Below are 19,172 nucleotides of genomic sequence, written 5' to 3' on the forward strand. Positions count from 1 at the left end.
TATCATGGCAGTTCTCGTCAACGAAAACACCAAAGTCATCTGTCAGGGCTTCACCGGCTCGCAGGGCACGTTCCACTCGGAGCAGGCGATCGCTTACGGCACCAAGATGGTCGGCGGCGTGACCCCGGGCAAAGGCGGTCAGAAGCACCTCGACCTGCCGGTCTTCAACTCGGTGCACGAAGCCAAGGCCGTGACCGAAGCGAACGCGACCGTGATCTACGTTCCCCCGCCCTTCGCGGCCGACTCGATCCTCGAGGCGATCGACGCGGAAATGGAACTGATCGTCTGCATCACCGAGGGGATCCCGGTCCTCGACATGATGAAGGTCAAGCGCGCGCTGATCGACTCCAAGTCGCGCCTGATCGGCCCGAACTGCCCCGGTGTCATCACGCCCGACGCCTGCAAGATCGGCATCATGCCCGGCCACATCCACAAGCGCGGTTCGGTCGGCGTCGTGTCGCGCTCGGGCACGCTGACCTATGAGGCCGTGAAGCAGACCACCGACATGGGCCTCGGCCAGTCGTCGGCCGTCGGCATCGGCGGTGACCCGATCAAGGGCACCGAGCATATCGACGTGCTCGACATGTTCCTCGACGATCCGGAAACCCAGTCGATCATCATGATCGGTGAAATCGGTGGTTCGGCGGAAGAAGAAGCCGCGGAATTCCTCGCCGAGCAGCGCAAGAAGGGCCGCTGGAAGCCGACCGCTGGCTTCATCGCGGGCCGCACAGCACCTCCGGGCCGCCGCATGGGCCATGCCGGCGCGATCGTCTCGGGCGGCAAGGGCGATGCAGAGTCGAAGATCGAAGCCATGAAATCGGCCGGTATCGTCGTCGCTGACAGCCCCGCCACGCTCGGCGAAGCCGTGATGAAGGCGATCAAGGGCGAATAAGCCCGAACTGAAGACAAGCGGGGCCGCGTTCGCGCGGCTCCGGTCTCACGACGAAAGGACCGGACCCATGCCACTCGCCAGAGCACGGCGCACCACCCGCCCGCTTACGGGGCTGGTTGCTTGCGCTCTGCTGGCAGGTTGCGTGGAGAGCCGGTCCGCCTCGATCGGGCCGGGGGGCACTCTCGCTCCCGCAGGCGCGCAGGCCTCTGATCTGACTGCGCATGCCCCTGCCCCGGCCGTGCCGCGCGACGAGCGTTCGCACGGCATGTTCCAGACCCTGACGGGCATCAATGGCGACGCGGTCGCGGCCGTTCAGCTCGGCACGAAACCCGCCTATGTCTGGTTCGATCCCGTCGCAGCCCAGCCCGGCACGGTTGATCAGGCCCCGACGCGGATCTGCGCGAAGCGCGGCAGCCCGGTGCAAAGCTCTTACATCACGCGTCCGGAGGACAATGCTCCGGGGGTGCAGGTGCTCGTCGTGGAGTGCCTGTCATGATGTGCCGCACGCCGGAGTTCCCTGCCATGCCCTGCTCCGCTCAAATCCACATTGTCCCGTTTGCCGTTGCGTGCCCCCTTGCGATCGCACCGGGCGGCAACCACGTGACACCCGATATCGCACCCCCGCTCACACACGCGGCCCATCCCTGACCGGACCGCCACACAGTTTGATGTTCACCGCACCGAGGTGAGGAAAATGACAGACCAATCCCCCAACGACCAGTTCAATGCCTCGCAGTTCCTGCAAGGCGCGAATGCCGAGTACGTGGAGCAGCTCTATGCGAAATTCGTCGAGGATCCTTCCTCGGTCGATACCGCTTGGGCCGCGTTCTTCGCCTCGCTCGGCGATCCCGATCAGGATGTGAGGAAATCCGCCACGGGCGCGAGCTGGGAACGCACGGACTGGCCGCCGGTCGCCGCCGATGACCTCACCGCCGCGCTGACCGGCGAATGGCCGGTGATGGCAGAGGGCAAGGCCGCTGGCGAGAAGATCAAGAAGAAGGCCGCCGAGGCGGGTATCGCGCTGGACGAAGCGGCGGTCAAACGCGCCGTGCTCGACTCGATCCGTGCCCTGATGATCATCCGCGCCTACCGGATTCGCGGCCATTTGAACGCCGATCTCGATCCGCTGGGCATGCGCGAGCATGAGCATCACCCCGAGCTCGACCCCAAGAGCTACGGCTTCACCGATGCCGACATGAATCGTCCGATCTTCATCGACAACGTGCTCGGCCTCGAGATTGCGTCGATGCGCCAGATCATCGACGTGCTCAAGCGGACCTATTGCGGCACCTTCGCGCTGCAATACATGCATATTTCCGACCCCGAGCAATCGGCCTGGCTGAAAGAGCGCATCGAAGGCTACGGCAAGGAAATCACCTTCACCAAGACCGGACGCCGGGCGATCCTCAACAAGCTCGTCGAGGCGGAAGGGTTCGAGAAGTTCCTGCACGTCAAATACATGGGCACCAAGCGGTTCGGCCTCGACGGTGGCGAAGCGCTGATCCCGGCGATGGAGCAGATCATCAAGCGGGGCGGCCAGCTCGGTCTCGAAGAGATCGTGGTCGGCATGCCGCACCGCGGCCGCCTCTCGGTACTCGCGAACGTGCTGCAAAAGCCCTACCGCGCGATCTTCCACGAATTCCAGGGCGGCTCGTTCAAACCCGAGGACGTGGACGGCTCGGGCGACGTGAAATATCACCTCGGCGCGTCGGCCGACCGTGAATTCGATGGCAACAAGGTCCACCTGTCGCTGACGGCGAACCCCTCGCACCTCGAAGCGGTGAACCCCGTCGCGCTCGGCAAGGTGCGCGCCAAGCAGGACCAGCTCAACGATCAGGAGCATCGCACCAAGGTGCTCTCGGTCCTGCTGCATGGCGATGCGGCTTTCGCGGGCCAGGGCGTCGTGGCCGAGTGCTTCCAGCTCTCGGGCATCCGCGGCCACCGCACCGGCGGCACGATCCATATCGTCGTGAACAACCAAATCGGCTTCACCACCGCGCCGCACTTCTCGCGCTCCTCGCCCTATCCGACCGACATCGCCCTGATGGTGGAAGCCCCGATCTTCCACGTGAACGGCGACGATCCGGAGGCCGTCGTGCACGCTGCCCGCGTCGCGATCGAGTTCCGCCAGAAGTTCCACAAGGACGTTGTCCTCGACATCTTCTGCTACCGCCGCTTCGGTCACAACGAAGGCGACGAGCCGATGTTCACCAACCCGGTGATGTACAAGTCGATCAAGACCCACAAGACGACGCTGCAGCTCTACACCGAACGTCTCGTGGCTGACGGGCTGATCCCCGAAGGCGAGATCGAGGACATGAAGGCCGCCTTCCAGTCGCACCTGAACGAAGAGTTCGAAGCCGGGAAGGTCTTCAAGCCCAACAAGGCCGACTGGCTCGATGGCCGCTGGTCGGGCATGGAGCAGGAGAAGGGCGAATACGAGCCCGGCAGCACCGCAATCGCGCCCGACACGTTCCAGGAGGTCGGCAAGGCGCTCGTGACCGCGCCCGATGGCTTCGCGATGCACAAGACCGTCACGCGTCTGCTCGAAAACAAAAAGCAGATGTTCGAGACCGGGACCGGCTTCGACTGGGCAACCGCAGAGGCGCTCGCCTTCGGCTCGCTGGTGACCGAGGGCTACCCGGTGCGCCTGTCGGGTCAGGACGCGACGCGCGGCACCTTCTCGCAGCGTCACTCCGCCTTCATCGACCAGAACACCGAAGACCGCTACTACCCGCTCAACAATATCCGTGAGGGGCAGGCGCGCTACGAGGTGATCGACTCGATGCTCTCGGAATATGCGGTGCTCGGGTTCGAATACGGCTACTCGCTGGCCGAGCCGAAGGCGCTCACGCTCTGGGAAGCCCAGTTCGGCGATTTCGCCAACGGTGCGCAGATCATGTTCGACCAGTTCATCAACTCGGGCGAACGCAAATGGCTGCGCATGTCGGGCCTCGTGTGCCTGCTGCCGCACGGCTTCGAAGGTCAGGGCCCCGAGCACTCCTCGGCGCGTCTCGAGCGCTACCTTCAGCTCTCGGCGGAAGACAACTGGATCGTCGCGAACTGCTCGACGCCGGCCAACTACTTCCACATCCTGCGCCGCCAGATCCATCGCGACTTCCGCAAGCCGCTGATCCTGATGACGCCGAAATCGCTGCTGCGTCACCCCAAATGCGTGTCGAAGGCCGAGGAGTTCACCACCGGCTCCACCTTCCACCGCGTTCTGTGGGACGATGCCGAGATGGGCAATTCGGATCTCAAGCTGAAGTCGGACGACAAGATCAAGCGCGTCGTGATCTCCTCGGGCAAGGTCTATTACGACCTGCTCGCGCAGCGCGACGAACGTGGCCTCGACGATGTCTACCTGCTGCGTCTGGAACAGTTCTACCCGTTCCCCGCCCAGGCGATGACCAAAGAGCTCACGCGCTTCAAGGATGCCGAGATCGTCTGGTGCCAGGAAGAGCCGAAGAACCAGGGCGCCTGGTCCTTCGTCGAACCCTATATCGAATGGGTTCTGGCCAAGATCGACGCGAAACACGGACGTGCGCGCTATGCTGGCCGCGCGGCCTCGGCCTCGCCCGCAACGGGTCTGGCCAGCCGCCACAAGGCCGAGCAGGACGCGCTCGTCAACGATGCACTGGAGGGTTGAACCGATGTCCACTGAAGTCCGCGTTCCCACGCTCGGAGAGAGCGTCACGGAAGCCACCGTCGCCACCTGGTTCAAGAAACCGGGTGATGCGGTCGCCGCCGACGAGATGCTCTGCGAGCTCGAAACCGACAAGGTGACGGTCGAGGTTCCCTCGCCCGCCGCCGGCACGCTTGGCGAGATCGTCGCCGCCGAAGGCGACACGGTGGGCGTTGCAGCCCTTCTCGCCACGATCGAAGAGGCGGGGGCTGCGGCCGCCGCTCCGAAGCAGGAAGACAAACCGGCGGCGGCAGCCGCCCAACCCCAATCGAACGAGGGAAAGATGGTCGATGTGATGGTGCCCAGCCTTGGTGAATCGGTCACCGAGGCAACGGTTTCGACGTGGTTCAAGAAGGTCGGCGACACGGTCGCGGCCGATGAGATGCTGTGCGAACTCGAGACCGACAAGGTCTCGGTCGAGGTTCCCGCCCCCGCCGCGGGCGTGCTGACCGAGATCGTCGCCGCGGAAGGCACGACCGTCGACGCTTCGGCCAAGCTCGCCGTGATCTCCGAGGGCGCCTCGGCTGGGGCTGCTGCACCCGCCGCCGCCGCTCCGGCCGAAGCCGCTCCGGCGTCGGCGGGCGGCAAGGACGTCGAAGATGCGCCTTCGGCCAAGAAGCTGATGGCCGAGAAGGGCATCGACCCGGCCTCGGTTCAGGGCTCTGGCAAGGATGGCCGGATCATGAAGGAAGACGTGGCCAAGGCGGCCGACGCTCCGAAACCGGCGACCGTCGCCGTGGCCCCGGCCCCGGCACAGGCTCCGCGCGGGCCGGTCAATGCAGACGATGCCAGCCGCGAAGAGCGCGTGAAGATGACCCGCCTGCGCGCGACCATCGCCAAGCGTCTCAAGGACAGCCAGAACACCGCCGCGATGCTCACCACCTATAACGAGGTGGACATGTCGGGCGTGATGAATCTGCGCAACGAGTACAAGACCCTCTTCGAGAAGAAGCACGGCGTCAAACTCGGCTTCATGTCCTTCTTCGTGAAGGCCTGCTGCCACGCGCTCAAGGAAGTGCCGGAAGTCAACGCAGAGATCGACGGCAACGAAATCGTCTACAAGAACTACGTCCATATGGGCGTGGCGGTGGGCACGCCCAATGGTCTCGTCGTGCCGGTCGTGCGTGACGCCGACCAGCTGAGCTTCGCCTCGATCGAGAAGCAGATCGCCGAATACGGCGTGCGTGCGCGCGACGGGAAGCTGTCGATGGCCGAGATGCAGGGCGGCTCCTTCACCATCTCGAACGGTGGCGTCTACGGCTCGCTGATGTCCTCGCCGATCCTCAACCCGCCGCAATCGGGCATCCTCGGCATGCACAAGATCCAAGAGCGTCCGATGGTCGAAAACGGCCAGATCGTCATCAAGCCGATGATGTATCTCGCGCTGAGCTACGACCACCGCATCGTCGACGGCAAAGGCGCCGTGACCTTCCTCGTGCGCGTCAAGGAAGCGCTGGAAGACCCGCGCCGCCTGCTGATGGATCTGTAAAGACAGGAACGAAGGCGGCAGTCCCTGCCCCTTCCTCTTGGTCCAAATATCCCCGGGGGGTCCGGGGGGCAGGCAGCCCCCCGGTCCGCCCTCTCCACCGGGAGCGACACATGACCCCCGAACTCACCACCCTCGCCCTTGCGCTGCTTCTCCATCTCGGCCTGATGGTCGCCTATTCGATCACGGCCAATCGCGAGCTGGGCACGCGCTACCCGCTGAGCCCGCGCGACAAGGCAGCACCTGAGATATCGGTCCTGCTGGGGCGGTTGCAGCGCACGGTGAACAACTCCTTCGAGGGGTTGATCCTCTTCACCCCTGCGGTGCTGATCGTGGTGCTCTCGGGTCAGGCCGACCAGGTTACCGCAGGCGCGGCGGTGTGCTTCCTGATCGCGCGTATCCTTTATATTCCGGCCTATCTGATGGGGCTTGTGCCGTGGCGCTCGCTCATCTGGGGCTTTTCGTTTTTCGCAATCCTGGCGCTGGTCGTGGCCGCGCTGATCTGACACCCGCGCGGGTCTCCGCGCAAAACTGACACCCGCGCGGGGCTGCCGCGCAAAGACAAACTCCGCGCGCCGAGATCGCGCGCCAAGACTTCAAGGAGCAAGACCAATGGCAGACTATGATGTGATCGTGATCGGCGGCGGCCCGGGCGGCTATGTCTGCGCCATCCGCTGCGCGCAGCTGGGCCTCAAGACGGCCTGTGTCGAGGGCCGCGAGACCCTGGGCGGCACCTGCCTCAACGTGGGCTGCATCCCCTCGAAAGCGCTGCTGCACGCCACCCATTCGCTGCACGAGGCCGAGCACAACTTCGCCAAGATGGGCCTGAAGGGCAAAGCTCCCTCGGTCGACTGGAAGCAGATGCAGGCCTACAAGCAGGACGTGATCGACGGCAACACCAAGGGTATCGAGTTCCTGTTCAAGAAGAACAAGATCGACTGGCTCAAGGGCTGGGGCTCGATCCCGGCTGCCGGTCAGGTGAAGGTCGGCGACGAGGTCCACAACGCGAAGAGCATCGTGATCGCGACCGGCTCCGAGCCCGCCTCGCTGCCCGGCATCGAGATCGACGAGAAGACCGTCGTGACCTCGACCGGCGCGCTCTCGCTGCCGAAAGTGCCGAAGTCGATGGTGGTGATCGGCGCGGGCGTCATCGGCCTTGAGATGGGCTCGGTCTATGCCCGCCTCGGCGCCGAGGTGACCGTGGTCGAGTATCTCGACGCGATCACCCCCGGCATGGATGGCGAGGTTGCCCGCAACTTCCAGAAGATCCTGTCCAAGCAGGGCCTCAAATTCGTGCTCGGCGCCGCCGTGCAGGGTGTCGAGGTCAAAGGCGGCAAGGCGACCGTCAAATACCAGCTCCGCAAGGACGAGAGCGAGGCCACCCTCGACGCCGAAACCGTGCTCGTCGCAACGGGCCGCAAGCCCTACACCGAGGGCCTCGGTCTTGAGGGCGCGGGCGTCGAGATGCTGCCGCGCGGTCAGATCAAGACCGACGCGCATTGGGCGACCAATGTGAAGGGCATCTACGCGATCGGCGACGCGATCGTCGGCCCGATGCTCGCGCACAAGGCCGAGGACGAGGGCATGGCGGTGGCCGAGGTCATCGCCGGCAAGCACGGCCACGTCAATTACGACGTGATCCCCGGCGTGATCTACACCACCCCCGAGGTCGCCTCGGTCGGCAAGACCGAAGAAGCGCTCAAGCAGGAGGGCCGCGCCTACAAGGTCGGCAAGTTCTCCTTCATGGGCAATGGCCGCGCCAAGGCGGTGTTCCAGTCGGAAGGCTTCGTGAAGCTGATCGCGGACAAGGAAACCGACCGTATCCTCGGCTGCCACATCATCGGCCCCGGCGCCGGCGACCTGATCCACGAGATCTGCGTGGCGATGGAATTCGGCGCCTCCGCGCAGGACGTGGCGCTGACCTGCCATGCCCACCCGACCTTCTCGGAGGCGGTGCGCGAGGCGGCACTGGCTTGCGGTGACGGTGCGATCCACGCCTGATTGAGGGTCGCCCGGTAAACAATTGCCGGGTTAGAGCCCTATTCAGGCCGCAAATGACAGCGATTCTCGATAGGCCCGTGGCGTCTCGCCCGGGCCTATTTGAGTTTGAGTTGGAGCCTGTCATGCACCCCAGATCCATTCCGGCGCTCGTTCTCCTTGCGGCGCTGGCGACCACGGCGACACAGGCCGAAGCCCGCGGACGGCTCGGTCATAGCGAGTTTCTCGAATTCGTCGCCGCCATCCCGCTCCCAGATCCGGACGGCAAGGGCGCATTGTCGCTCTGCGCGCTCAAGACGAAAAACCATGTCTTCGGCATTCCGATCTATTACAGCGCCGATGGCTACGCGATGGCCGCGGGCAAATGCGACGCAGGGCAATATTACCCCATCACGGCCGAAAAGCTCGCAGCAGGCAAGCAGGCGGGGATCTTCCCGGCCGATCTGCCCGACGAGCCTCAGCTCAGCACGGCGCAGAAGATGAACGGCTATATCGCCTTCGGTGCGATCGGTTTTCTCCTGCTGATACTGCTGCGCGCGCGGCTGGGCCAGGGTCGGGCCGCAAAGCAGCGCAAAGCTGCGCTCGGAGCGCTCCCCCCGGTCGCGCAGCGCATCGCGGATGTGACCTGCGCGATGGCCAAGGCCGATGGCGCGGTCAGCCCCCACGAGGTCGCCACGATCGCAAGCATCGTCACAAGGCTGACCGGAGAAGACTGCGATCCGCGCCTGATCGCCGAAATCGCGGAGATGTCGCGCAGCGATCTGCAACCGGCGGATTTCCGAGCCCTCGGCAAGGGGCTGAAAACCGAGGCGAAAGAGCTGGTGCTGCGTGCCGCGATGCTGGTCGCGATGGCCGATGGGAAATTCGAGAAAGCCGAGATCGCCTTCATCTCGCAGCTCTCCAAGGCCTTCAAGATCTCGCCCGAGCGTCGCACCGCACTGCTGCATGGCTCTGCCGTGCCCGCTTGAGAGGCAAGTGCCACACAAGACAAGGGGCGGCACGGAGGCGGCCCCTTGTCGTTCGGAAGGCACGATGACAAAGCGCCTGGCGGCCTCAATCCTCGTCGTGATCGGCCGCAGCTTCCATCTTCGCGGCGAATTCCCGGCGCAGCGCCCGGCGCAGCTCGGCCGCGTGCCAGCGGTGCTTTTCTTCCTTCGTCGCGGGCTCCAGTTTGGGCACTTCAGCGGGTTTGCCGTTTTCATCCACCGCGACCATCGTGAAATAGCAGCTATTGGTGTGGCGCCGCGTGCCGGCGGTGATGTTCTCGGCCTCGACCCGAATACCGACCTCCATCGAGGTGCGCCCGGTATGGTTCACGCTGGCCCGAAACGTCACCAGCTCGCCCACATTGATCGGTTGCTGGAAGGTCACCTGATCGACGCTCAGCGTCACCGCGTAGCGCTGCGAGTAGCGCGAGGCGAGCGAGAACGCGACCCGGTCGAGCCAGTTCAGAAGCGCGCCGCCATGCACCTTGCCCGAGAAATTCGCCTGATCGGGCGTCATCAGCACGGTCATCACGAGGCGCTTGCGGTCCTCGAAGCTCAGCGTTTCGGTCATGGATGTCCCTCGTCATTTTCGCGCGATTTGGCCCAAAGCGGGGCACAGGGTCAATCAGGGCAAATGCGCGCACTCACTTTCGGGGCTTGGCGCGCAGGGTCGGATCCGCCTCGCGCGGGTCCTCGGGCCAGGGGTGCTTGGGGTAGCGCCCGCGCATATCCTTGCGCACATCGGCATAAGATCCCGCCCAGAACCCCGGCAGATCCATCGTGACCTGAATGGGCTTGTGGCCGGGCGATAGCAGCGTGATCCGCAGCGGCAGGCGTTTCGGACCGACCGTGGGATGGGTCGTGACGCCGAACATCTCCTGCAGGCGGATCTCGATACCGGGCGCCTCGCCCGCGTAGTCGATGGGGACGCGGCGGCCCAGCGGCGTTTCGAAATGCGCCGGTGCAAGGCGGTCCACCAGCTGCATCTGCTCCCAGTCGAGCGCCGCGCGCAACGCATCGGTCAGCTCCATCTTGCGCAGATCGGCCTCGGTGCGCGCCTTGCCAAGGTAGGGCAACAGCCAGTCCTCGGCAGAGGCGAGCAACCCCTCGTCGGAGAAATCGGGTAGGTCGGCGCCCTGCCCGCGCAACAGCTCCACCCGCGCCTGCAGGCGGCGTGCCGCCGCGCTCATCGGCAGCCCGATCTGGCGCAGCCCGGCCAGCGCTCCATGGGCCAGCGCCTCGCGCGGGGCGTCCTTCCAGACGCGATCGTCGAGCACAAGCGCCCCGAAGCGCTCCTGCCTGCGCGCGATCACCCGGCCCTCGCGTTTCGACCAGTCGCAGACGTCCTCCCAGGCGATCTGGTCGGCATAGAGGCGACGCAGTTCGGCCTCGGAAATCGCGATGCCCTGCCGCACTTTCGCCTCGCGCGGATCGCCGTCGAGATCGCTCACCACGATCAGCCTTTGCGCCCCCAGCGGATCGCCCTCGGCCACAACCGCCCCCTTGCCACCCGAAAGCACAAAGCGCGGCGCATCGCCCTTGCGGCGCAGGCCCACACGATCAGGGTATGCGAGCGCGAGCTGCTCGGCGGGGGAATAGCTCTCACGCGTGTCGGGCGCGAGACGGGCGAGACGCTTCGCCTCGGAGCGGATACGTTCGATCGTGCCGCGATGGGGCGTGTAGGGGTGGCGCGCCTCGAAGCGTCTGGGATCGCGAACGGCACTGAGGCGCAGGGTCAGATCGGCGGGCGCGCCACGCAGCGGATCGCGCTCGGCCAGAAGCGCCGCGAGGGGCGCGGCCTCCGCACCCGCCGTCAGCAGCATATGGCCAAGCCGCGGATGCAGCGGCAGTTTCGCGAGCTTGCGCCCATGCTCGGTGATCAGCCCGGATTTCAGCGCGCCCAATTCCTCCAGCAGCGCGCGCGCCTCGGCCATCGCATGTGCAGGCGGCGGGGTCAGGAAGGCCAGATCCTCGCCATCGCTGCCCCAGACCGCGAGTTCCAGCGCTAGCCCCGTCAGGTCCGCCACCTCGATCTCGGGCGGGGCGAAGGCGGGCAGCGCCCCTTCCGCGCCCTTGGTCCAAAGCCGGTAACAGATCCCCTCGGCCACGCGCCCCGCACGGCCCCGGCGCTGCTCGGCCTCGGCACGGCTCACGGGCTCGGTGACCAGCCGCGCCATGCCGGAACTCGGATCGAACCGCGCGCGCCGCGCCTTGCCGCCGTCGATCACGACGCGGATATCCTCGATCGTCAGCGAGGTCTCGGCGATGGCGGTGGCCAGCACCAGTTTGCGCCCCGAGGGTGCGGGCGTGATGGCGGCGCGTTGGGCGGCGAACTCCATCGCCCCGAACAGAGGCCTGATCGCGATATCATCGGGCAAGCGCCCCTTCAGTAGCCCCTCAACGCGGCGGATCTCACCCTCGCCCGGAAGGAAGGCCAGCAGGCTGCCGCTCGTCGCCCCGGCGGCCTCCACGATCAACCCCGCCATCGCCGCCTCGAAGCGCATCGAGCTATCCACCGGACGATCCAGCCAGCGCGTCTCGACCGGATAGGCACGCCCCTCGGATACCACGATCGGCGCATCGTCCAGCAACGCCGCCACCGGCTCGGCATCGAGCGTCGCCGACATCACCACCAGCGCCAGATCGGGCCGCAGCGCGCCGCGCACCTCCCAGGCCAGCGCCAGCCCGAGATCGGCATTGAGCGAGCGTTCGTGAAATTCATCGAAGATCACGCAGCCGATGCCGGACAGCTCCGGGTCCGATTGCAGCACGCGGGTCAGGATGCCCTCGGTCACCACCTCGATCCGGGTGGTTTTCGAGACCTTCGCTTCGCCCCTGATCCGGTAGCCGACCGTCTCGCCCACCTTCTCGCCCAAGGTCTCGGCCATCCGTTCGGCGGCGGCGCGCGCGGCCAACCGGCGCGGCTCGAGCATCACGATCCGGCCTTCAACCTGATCGAGCAGCGCCAGCGGCACGCGCGTCGTCTTGCCCGCCCCGGGAGGCGCCATCAGCACCGCGCGGCCATGCGCCAACAGCGCCGCCCGCAGCTCGGGCAGCACCGCATCAATCGGAAGGGAGAGGTTGTCCTTGCTCACCCGGCCCTTATCGCCGAGTGAGGCGGCCTTTTCCATAGATCGTATCGGTTTCGATCCGGTCGACCTGCAAACCGCCCTTAGCGCTCGGATCGTAATAGAGGGTGAAGGCGAAGCGGCTCTTCTCCTTCATGTCCTTCTCCGAGAAGCCCTCGAGCCTGCGATACTCGCCCGAGCAGACGAGCCCCTTGCCATCGGGCTTGGGATCGAACAGGCGCACCTGAGACCGCCGCGCCCCGTCATACATCTTCACGTCAAGCTTGCAGGCCTCGTCGCGCGGCACGTCGCGCAGCACCGCATAAAGCGCGGTCAGCGGGTCGACCGTGCCGCCCTGTTTCGCCGGATCGACGTCGCGGTCCTTGGGCTTGCGCGGCGGCACGCGGCTGACCGAAACCGGGGTGCCGTTGTTGTAGATGATCTCATGGCGGGAATCGCGGTTCGGCGCGTCATCCACCTCGGTATATTTGAGCGGAGTGAAGCGGCCATCCGAAAACAGTCCCGAAACACTCGCGGTGAACTTGATCTTGCGCAGGAACCCCACGAGCCCCGCCGTCTGCAACACACCGTTCGCGCCATAGGCGCCCTCGGTGATCTTGCCATTGATCGAAAGTTCGCCCGCGCGGATACCCTTGAGCTCCACGTCGAAAACGATCCGGTCGCTCTGATCGGCGCGCGCCGGCACGGCGGCAATCGGCGTTGCGAGCATGGCCGCGGCCATGACACCGGCGAGCGGCCAAGAGATGCGGGTCAGAAGAGAGGTCATTGCTTTGTTCACCTCGGGAATTTTCCATTCGCTCTGGACATAGGTCGCAGGGTGAAGGCAAGTAACCGATAAGTCTTCACGTCTCATGTCAGTTTTGACACGAAAGCAAAAAATCAGCGAAAGCCCGCCGATGAGTGACCAAAGCCCCGCCGATCTCGCCACCCGCATCCTCGCCGCCGACCGCAGGGCCCTTGCCCGCGCGATCACACTGGTGGAATCGGGACGCGCCGAGCACCGCGCGAAGGCCACGGCGCTACTGGACGCACTGGCCGGCGAAGGGCGTCAGGCGCTGCGTATCGGGCTCTCGGGCACGCCGGGCGTCGGCAAATCGACCTTCATCGAGGCCTTCGGGATGATGCTGACGGCCAAGGGGCTGCGCGTCGCTGTGCTGGCGGTCGATCCCTCCTCGGCGCGCTCGGGCGGCTCGATCCTCGGCGACAAGACCCGCATGGAGCGCCTCTCGCGCGATCCCAACGCTTTTATCCGCCCCTCACCCTCGCAAGCCCATCTCGGCGGTGTCGCGCGGCGCACCCGCGAGGCGGTGAGCCTGTGCGAGGCCGCAGGCTTCGACGTGGTGCTGATCGAGACCGTGGGCGTCGGCCAGTCCGAGACGCTGGTGGCCGAGATGGTGGATCTCTTCGTTCTGCTGATGGCGCCCGCGGGCGGCGACGAGCTGCAGGGCGTCAAACGTGGCATCATGGAGATGGCCGACCTGATCCTGGTGAACAAGGCCGATGGCGATCTGAAACCGGCGGCAATGCGCACGGTGGCCGATTACGCGGGCGCACTGCGCCTGCTGCGCAAACGCCCGCAGGATCCCGAGGGGTTCCCCAAAGCGCTGCCCGTCTCGGCGATCGAGGAACACGGGCTGGAAAAGGCTTGGGAAGAGATGCAGACTCTCGCCGAATGGCGTCGCGCGAACGGGCATTTCGACCGCCGCCGGGCCGAGCAGGCGCGCCACTGGTTCGAAGCCGAAGTGCGCGAGGGGCTGCTGGCCCGGCTGCGCGAAGATCCGCAGATCCGCGCGAAGATGACCGAGCTCGGCGATGCAGTGGCCGATGGGCAGAACGCGCCTTCGGCGGCGGCGGCCACGATGCTGGAGTTGCTGCACGGCTAGGCCGCCGCGCAATCCTCACATATCGCTTTCGGTTTTGCCAAGCTGCGGATCGCCATGGGTGATCTCGCCGTGGGTCATGCCGCCATGGCTGACCTCACCATGGGTGACCGGATCGTCTTGCGTCATGTCCTGACCGCGTTCGAGATCCACAGGCACATCGAGCACCATCGTTCCCGCCTTCTCGAAGACCAGCGTCAGGCGCACCAGATCGCCCTGATGGATCGGATGGCCAAGCCCCATCATCATCACGTGATCGCCGCCACGGGCCAGCAGATGCCCCCCATGGGCGGGGATCGGGAAGCCGCCCTCGACCTCGCGCATCTGCATCTCGCCATTGGGGCCGACCTGATGGGTGTGCAGCTCGACCCGCGCCGCGAGATCGGAACTGGCCGAGACGAGCCGGTCGTCGCGATCGGTGGTGTTGCGGATATCCATGAAGGCCGCTGCCGATTTCGCGATCGGGCTGGAGCTGCGCACATAGGCGTCGACGATTTCGATTTCGTCGGCGAAGGCGGGCATGGCGATCGTGCAGGCGGCCGCCAGCATCAGGAATTTGCGGATCATAGGGGTGTCCTCCTCATGGCCCCTCCTCTGTCGGAAGGTGGCCGGTTCGCGCGTGGCCCTCAAGCTAGCGCGTCGCGCAAGGCGATGCAAAGCCAAGACCGACCTGGCATCCTCCGCGCATGGCAAAAGCCCCGCCGGGACAACCAGCGGGGCCTTCGCAATCTTGTCGGATCACGAGGATCAGGCGGCAGCCTGGGCCTTTTCGATCGCTTTCTTGATCTTCAGCGCCTTCGCCGACAGCTCTTCGTTCTTCGCCTTGGCGAGGAACGCGTCGAGACCGCCGCGATGGTCGACCGAACGCAGGCCGGCCGCGGAGATACGCAGCTTGAAGCTCTGGCCCAGGACGTCCGAGATCAGGGTGACATCGTTCAGGTTCGGCAGGAAGCGGCGACGCGTCTTGTTGTTCGCGTGGCTCACTTTGTTGCCCGTGGTCGGGCCCTTGCCGGTCAGTTCGCAAACGCGCGACATGGCATTCTTCCTTCGTTTCTTTCCCGGCCAGCCCACGCGAATCGCGCTCCGGCCCCAACATCAAAGGGCGCCGTCTGGCAGCGCCCGAAAATCCGTTGGCGCGGAATAAGGCCAAACCTGCTCCGCGTCAAGTCGCTCAAGCCGTTTTTATGGAGGCATGGGGGCCTTTGATCGCCCTGTTTTACCAGCCCCGCTGCGCCAGATGGCGCAAACCCTGCGTCACATCGGTTCGCACGGCCAGCCTCAGCGCCGGTTCGTCCCCTGCCCTGAGAGCTGCGAGAATCATCCGGTGATGGCGCGGCGGCTCGTTGCGCTGCACCTTGTTGTAGAGCGCGCGCATCGTCGGGCCGAGTTGCAACCAGACCGTCTCGATCACCGCCAGCATCGCGGGCGCCTGAGCACGCAGGTAGAGCGTGCGGTGAAATTCGAGGTTGGTGCGGATATAGCCCACCGCATCCTGTTTCGCGACAGCTTCGGCATTGGCCACATTGACCGCGCTGAGGCGGTCGATCAGTGCGAGGTGGGCACGCGGCAAGGCCCGCGCCGACAGTTCCGGCTCGATCAACGCCCGCAAGGCGGCCAGCTCCTCGATGCGCTCGTTCGACAGCTCCGGCGTTGTCACCCGCCCCGAGCTCGACAGCGTCAGAGCCCCTTCCGCCACCAGCCGCCGCAGCGCCTCACGCGCGGGTGTCATCGAAACATTGTATTGCTTGCCCAGCCCCCGCAGCGTCAGCGCCGTGCCGGGCAACAGCTCTCCCACCATGATCTGCTGGCGCAGGTTCCGGTAAAGCCGGTCATGCGCAGCCGTTTCGATCGGACGGGTGGTAATCGTGGTCATGGCGCTTTTGTGATCACGTTTGCAGCGTCCGTCAATCGCGAAACCGGATTGCATGGAGCGCAGAGCCATCGCGCTTGAGCCAGGCGCGCTCGGCTTTGAACCCCGGACGCAACTCTGCCACGACGCGCCAGAAAGCGGGCGAATGGTTCATCTCCGCGAGATGCGCGACCTCGTGGGCAGCGACGTAATCGAGCACCTCCGGCGGCGCCATGATCAGCCGCCAGCTGTAGGAAAGCGCCCCCGAGGCGCTGCACGACCCCCAGCGCGAACGGGTGTCGCGCAGGGTAATCGAGGAGAAGGGCCGACCAAGCTGGCCCGCATATCTCTCGCTTGCCGCTTGCAGCCGTACCCTCGCGGCATGTTTGAAAAAGGTCTCGAGCCGCACCCCCAGCCGCGCTGGATCCTCGGGCGCGATCAGCCGCTCCCCCTCGATGCGCGGTGCGCGCAAGGCCCCGGGCTCGATGCGCAGCGCCCGCCCTTCGAAGGGGATCTCGACACCGAATCGCACCTGTCGCACCGGCGCGACCTCGTCGAGCACCTTGCGCAACCAATCGGTCTGCGCCCGCGCGAATGCCAGCGCCGCGCGCTCGCTCGCGCCGCGCGGGATCGTCAGCGCCACGCGCCCGTCGACCCGCGAAACCCGCAGCGAGAAGCGCCGCGCCTTGCCCGAGCGGCGCAGGACCAGCTCCAGATCGGGCAGCTCGGGAATGTGCGGTTCGCGGGGCAATGTCTCTCCCTTGGGCGGGCCGCGCAGTCGCAGCCCTGAAAAAACGCGCGAAAAGGCTTTGACACCCAGCCTGTGCTGTGGCAGTTGGCTGCGACTCTGCTGGATAAGTGTGCAGGAGAATTCCATGCCGAAAGAGGAATGGGGCGTCAAGCGTCTCTGCCCGCATTGCGCGAGCCGCTTCTACGACCTGAATAACGACCCGATGACCTGCCCGGTCTGCAACAACACCTTCACGCTGGAGGCGTTGAACGCCGGCAGCACGCGCACTCTGGTCACCGACAAGACCGCGTCGCAGAAGGAAGAGGACATCGACCTCGAAGATGACGATCTCGACGCCGACACCGGCGACGTGGATCTCGACGATGATCTGCTCGAGGATGACGATGACGACAACGTCTCGCTCGACGACATCGCCGATGTCAGCACCGAGGACAAGGAAGACAGCTGACCGGGTTACCCCGGACGGGTTCGGATCGAGGCGCGAGGGCATCCCTTCGCGCCTTTTTCCATGCCTGCCACGCGCCTGCAGCCCCACCTCATTCCGTGCGGGCGATCGCGTCCGGCGCCGGTTTTCCTCCGCTGCCGCAAGGGAATAACCGTTGCCACGGAAAATCCGCGCGGAACGCGCAAAATTCCTCTTGCGCCCTCTCGGCGCTTTGCCTATACGCCTCCCCACGCAGCCGGGCACGCCCCGCGCTGGACCTCCGGTGGGGCCATAGCTCAGTTGGGAGAGCGCTTGAATGGCATTCAAGAGGTCAGGGGTTCGACTCCCCTTGGCTCCACCAAATCGCACTTTTGTGTTGAGAAATCCGCTAACACCTTGAATGGAAAGGTGATTTTAGCGGTTCGATAACCTCCATCGCGACTGTATCGCAGAGGCTCTGCGAAAGCCAATTTCAGCACAGTTCGCTTGAAGGCGAATCCGCCCTTTTCGTAAAGAAACCAAGGGTTTCCCAGAAATGTCAGGGCGTGTTCGATAAATTCCTCTAGGCGCCCCTTCGGAGGCACAATTTGCGCCGCCTGTTCGGAAAGCCTGATCTTCTGCCGTTCCAGCTTTTCGATCCGCGCTTCATACGCCTGAATGACAGACGGGCTCGTCGCTTCGACGATCCGATCAAGGAGCGCCTCAGTCTGGCCGTCGATGTCCTTAATCTGGGACTCTAGCGTCTTTCTGGCGCTACGCGCCTCGGTGAGACGCATTTCCCAAACGTCGATGAACATGGCCCTGACCAGATCGAAGAGCTGCGTGGCGGGTTGCAGAGAGCGAAGGATCGCTTCCGCTCCCTCTTCGATATCGGCACGCGGGATAGACTTGCGTTTAGACGCGCAGTCGGGCGTGTCGCAAAGGTAGTAGGGATAGTGCTTGTTGCGCCCCTTGGACCAACAAGAGGTCATAGCCTTCCCGCAATCGTCGCACAGCACGAATCCCCGTAGCGGGAAATCTTCGTTGATGTCCTTGCGCGCGGAAGCGTTGGCATTGCCCTTGAGGCGCGCCTGGACGCGCTCATGCGTGGCAAAGCTGATAAGGGGCTCATGATGCCCTTTGCGCAAGCTGACGCCCCAATTGGGGGCCTCGACGTATCCCGCGTAGGTTGGACGTTCCAAGATTTCCCTAACCTTGGTGATGCGGACGCTGCCGTCATCGGAGGATTTCGGGAAATCAGGCTTACTCTCAAAGAAGCGCATCACCTCGCTCTGTGACGCGAGCCGCCCGCTGGCATAGCTTTCGAGCGCCTCGGCGATGATCGAAGCCACAGGCTCGTCACGGACGAGCAACTTGCCATGAATGCGATCCTTGGCGTAGCGGTAGCCCACAGGCGGATGGAAGACATAATAGCCTTTCTCGACCCTCGCCTTCATCTTCTGGATCACCTGCCGCCTGTTCTGCTCGCGTTCCAGCTCGCCTTGGGCCGCAAAGATCGTTTCGACGAATTTGCCCTCGGGCGTATCGTCGAGCTTGAAGTTTAGGCATTCGATCCGCGCGTCGCGTTGCAGAAACTCGCGCCGCAGCTTGATGTGAAACTCGGTATCCCGCGCGAAGCGCTTGAGATCATCGAAGATGACCACGTAGTCCTTGTCGGGCTGCGCATCGAGGTAGGTCAGTAGCGCGACCATGCCGGGCCGTTTCATGAAGTCGCCGCCGCCCGACGCATCGTCGGGGAACACGGCTTCGACCTCGTAGCCTTGCGCAGCCGCATATTGGCGGCAACGATGCTCCTGACCTTCGAGGCCGCTGCCTTCGGTCTTCTGCTTTGTGCTGGACACGCGGCAGTAGATGACCGCGCGCGTGTCCCCTTGTTCAATGTTTTTGTTCGTCATTCTACCTCCAGACCGCCCATCGGGCCGGAATTTCTATTGGTTCCAAGATTTGGCTGCTCCTTCGATCTTACCCGATCCAAGGCCGCTTTGGGGCTCTGAGTGCGGTTTTCGACGTCTTTTCCACTGAATTCTTCCAGTGGGCGCACCTCAAATCCCAGATTGAACCGCCCCATGTTTGCCGGAGGCTCCAACTCCTGAGTAGGATGGAGCATCATGAGCAAGACGACGAACAAGTTT

At 64.8% G+C, this 19,172-nt stretch carries 18 protein-coding genes, 1 tRNA gene and 1 pseudogene; 11 read left to right on the top strand and 9 right to left on the bottom strand.

Features of this window, described 5'->3' with window-relative positions; genetic code table 11:
• Window positions 1-4 precede the first annotated feature (4 nt).
• The 7 genes from sucD (at window position 5) to BMI90_RS13220 (ending at window position 9,029) form a co-directional block, all read left to right on the top strand.
• Window positions 5-892, top strand: coding sequence for a succinate--CoA ligase subunit alpha (sucD, locus tag BMI90_RS13190; protein ID WP_078529945.1), 888 nt, complete (start codon window positions 5-7; stop codon window positions 890-892).
• A gap of 67 nt (window positions 893-959) precedes the next feature.
• Window positions 960-1,388, top strand: a complete 429-nt coding sequence (locus BMI90_RS13195; RefSeq protein ID WP_078529946.1) for a hypothetical protein — start codon at window positions 960-962, stop codon at window positions 1,386-1,388.
• A gap of 198 nt (window positions 1,389-1,586) precedes the next feature.
• Window positions 1,587-4,541, top strand: coding sequence for a 2-oxoglutarate dehydrogenase E1 component (locus BMI90_RS13200; RefSeq protein WP_078529947.1), 2,955 nt, complete (start codon window positions 1,587-1,589; stop codon window positions 4,539-4,541).
• Window positions 4,542-4,545: 4 nt separating this feature from the next.
• Window positions 4,546-6,066 carry a 2-oxoglutarate dehydrogenase complex dihydrolipoyllysine-residue succinyltransferase gene (gene odhB / locus BMI90_RS13205; RefSeq protein WP_078529948.1) on the top strand — a complete coding sequence of 507 codons (1,521 nt, stop codon included), beginning with the start codon at window positions 4,546-4,548 and terminating at the stop codon, window positions 6,064-6,066.
• Between the two features lie 110 nt (window positions 6,067-6,176).
• Window positions 6,177-6,569: an MAPEG family protein gene (locus BMI90_RS13210; RefSeq protein ID WP_078529949.1), complete on the top strand. Its 393-nt coding sequence runs from the start codon at window positions 6,177-6,179 to the stop codon at window positions 6,567-6,569.
• A 106-nt stretch (window positions 6,570-6,675) separates the two neighbouring features.
• Window positions 6,676-8,064 (top strand): dihydrolipoyl dehydrogenase, encoded by a 1,389-nt coding sequence (gene lpdA, locus BMI90_RS13215; RefSeq protein WP_078529950.1) that lies wholly within the window; start codon window positions 6,676-6,678, stop codon window positions 8,062-8,064.
• 122 nt (window positions 8,065-8,186) lie between these two features.
• Window positions 8,187-9,029 (top strand): TerB family tellurite resistance protein, encoded by an 843-nt coding sequence (locus BMI90_RS13220; protein ID WP_168172779.1) that lies wholly within the window; start codon window positions 8,187-8,189, stop codon window positions 9,027-9,029.
• 85 nt (window positions 9,030-9,114) lie between these two features.
• Here BMI90_RS13220 and BMI90_RS13225 read toward each other — a convergent pair whose 3' ends face one another.
• From BMI90_RS13225 to BMI90_RS13235, 3 genes are all read right to left on the bottom strand, one after another.
• Window positions 9,115-9,618: an acyl-CoA thioesterase gene (locus BMI90_RS13225; protein ID WP_078529952.1), complete on the bottom strand. Its 504-nt coding sequence runs from the start codon at window positions 9,616-9,618 to the stop codon at window positions 9,115-9,117.
• 73 nt (window positions 9,619-9,691) lie between these two features.
• Window positions 9,692-12,178 carry an ATP-dependent helicase HrpB gene (gene hrpB / locus BMI90_RS13230; protein ID WP_078529953.1) on the bottom strand — a complete coding sequence of 829 codons (2,487 nt, stop codon included), beginning with the start codon at window positions 12,176-12,178 and terminating at the stop codon, window positions 9,692-9,694.
• A complete protein-coding gene (locus BMI90_RS13235; protein ID WP_078529954.1) occupies window positions 12,150-12,902 on the bottom strand; it encodes a DUF3108 domain-containing protein in 753 nt (250 codons plus the stop codon). Before BMI90_RS13235 ends, hrpB begins: the two co-directional genes overlap by 29 nt.
• Before the next feature lie 130 nt (window positions 12,903-13,032).
• Between BMI90_RS13235 and meaB the strand changes: the two genes are divergently transcribed.
• A complete protein-coding gene (gene meaB / locus BMI90_RS13240) occupies window positions 13,033-14,019 on the top strand; it encodes a methylmalonyl Co-A mutase-associated GTPase MeaB (RefSeq protein ID WP_078529955.1) in 987 nt (328 codons plus the stop codon).
• Between the two features lie 15 nt (window positions 14,020-14,034).
• Here the strand turns inward: meaB and BMI90_RS13245 are convergent, their stop codons facing one another.
• From BMI90_RS13245 to BMI90_RS13260, 4 genes are all read right to left on the bottom strand, one after another.
• Window positions 14,035-14,583 carry a copper chaperone PCu(A)C gene (locus BMI90_RS13245; protein ID WP_078529956.1) on the bottom strand — a complete coding sequence of 183 codons (549 nt, stop codon included), beginning with the start codon at window positions 14,581-14,583 and terminating at the stop codon, window positions 14,035-14,037.
• Window positions 14,584-14,763: 180 nt separating this feature from the next.
• Window positions 14,764-15,051 (bottom strand): 50S ribosomal protein L28, encoded by a 288-nt coding sequence (gene rpmB / locus BMI90_RS13250; RefSeq protein WP_038077471.1) that lies wholly within the window; start codon window positions 15,049-15,051, stop codon window positions 14,764-14,766.
• Between the two features lie 181 nt (window positions 15,052-15,232).
• Window positions 15,233-15,889, bottom strand: coding sequence for a GntR family transcriptional regulator (locus BMI90_RS13255; protein WP_078529957.1), 657 nt, complete (start codon window positions 15,887-15,889; stop codon window positions 15,233-15,235).
• 31 nt (window positions 15,890-15,920) lie between these two features.
• A complete protein-coding gene (locus BMI90_RS13260; protein ID WP_246831550.1) occupies window positions 15,921-16,616 on the bottom strand; it encodes a SprT family zinc-dependent metalloprotease in 696 nt (231 codons plus the stop codon).
• A 124-nt stretch (window positions 16,617-16,740) separates the two neighbouring features.
• Here BMI90_RS13260 and BMI90_RS13265 point away from each other — a divergent pair, with 124 nt between their 5' ends.
• The 3 genes from BMI90_RS13265 to BMI90_RS18975 all read left to right on the top strand — a co-directional run bounded on the left by BMI90_RS13265 (window position 16,741) and on the right by BMI90_RS18975 (window position 17,780).
• Window positions 16,741-17,064 (top strand): FYDLN acid domain-containing protein, encoded by a 324-nt coding sequence (locus BMI90_RS13265; RefSeq protein WP_078529959.1) that lies wholly within the window; start codon window positions 16,741-16,743, stop codon window positions 17,062-17,064.
• Window positions 17,065-17,325: 261 nt separating this feature from the next.
• Window positions 17,326-17,401, top strand: a tRNA-Ala gene (locus BMI90_RS13270).
• A gap of 226 nt (window positions 17,402-17,627) precedes the next feature.
• Window positions 17,628-17,780, top strand: coding sequence for a hypothetical protein (locus BMI90_RS18975; protein ID WP_246831551.1), 153 nt, complete (start codon window positions 17,628-17,630; stop codon window positions 17,778-17,780).
• A gap of 132 nt (window positions 17,781-17,912) precedes the next feature.
• Here the strand turns inward: BMI90_RS18975 and BMI90_RS18980 are convergent.
• Together BMI90_RS18980 and BMI90_RS18885 are read right to left on the bottom strand one after the other, a co-directional pair.
• Window positions 17,913-18,935: pseudogene (locus tag BMI90_RS18980) on the bottom strand (recombinase family protein); the annotation flags it as partial.
• Window positions 18,932-19,172, bottom strand: a 241-nt coding sequence (locus BMI90_RS18885) for a hypothetical protein (RefSeq protein WP_210401952.1), incomplete at its 5' end; no start/stop codon positions are given. The gene BMI90_RS18885 and the pseudogene BMI90_RS18980, both read right to left, overlap by 4 nt.

Origin of the sequence: Thioclava sp. L04-15, assembly GCF_002020275.1 — a bacterium.
GTDB classification, from domain to species: Bacteria; Pseudomonadota; Alphaproteobacteria; order Rhodobacterales; family Rhodobacteraceae; genus Thioclava; species Thioclava marina.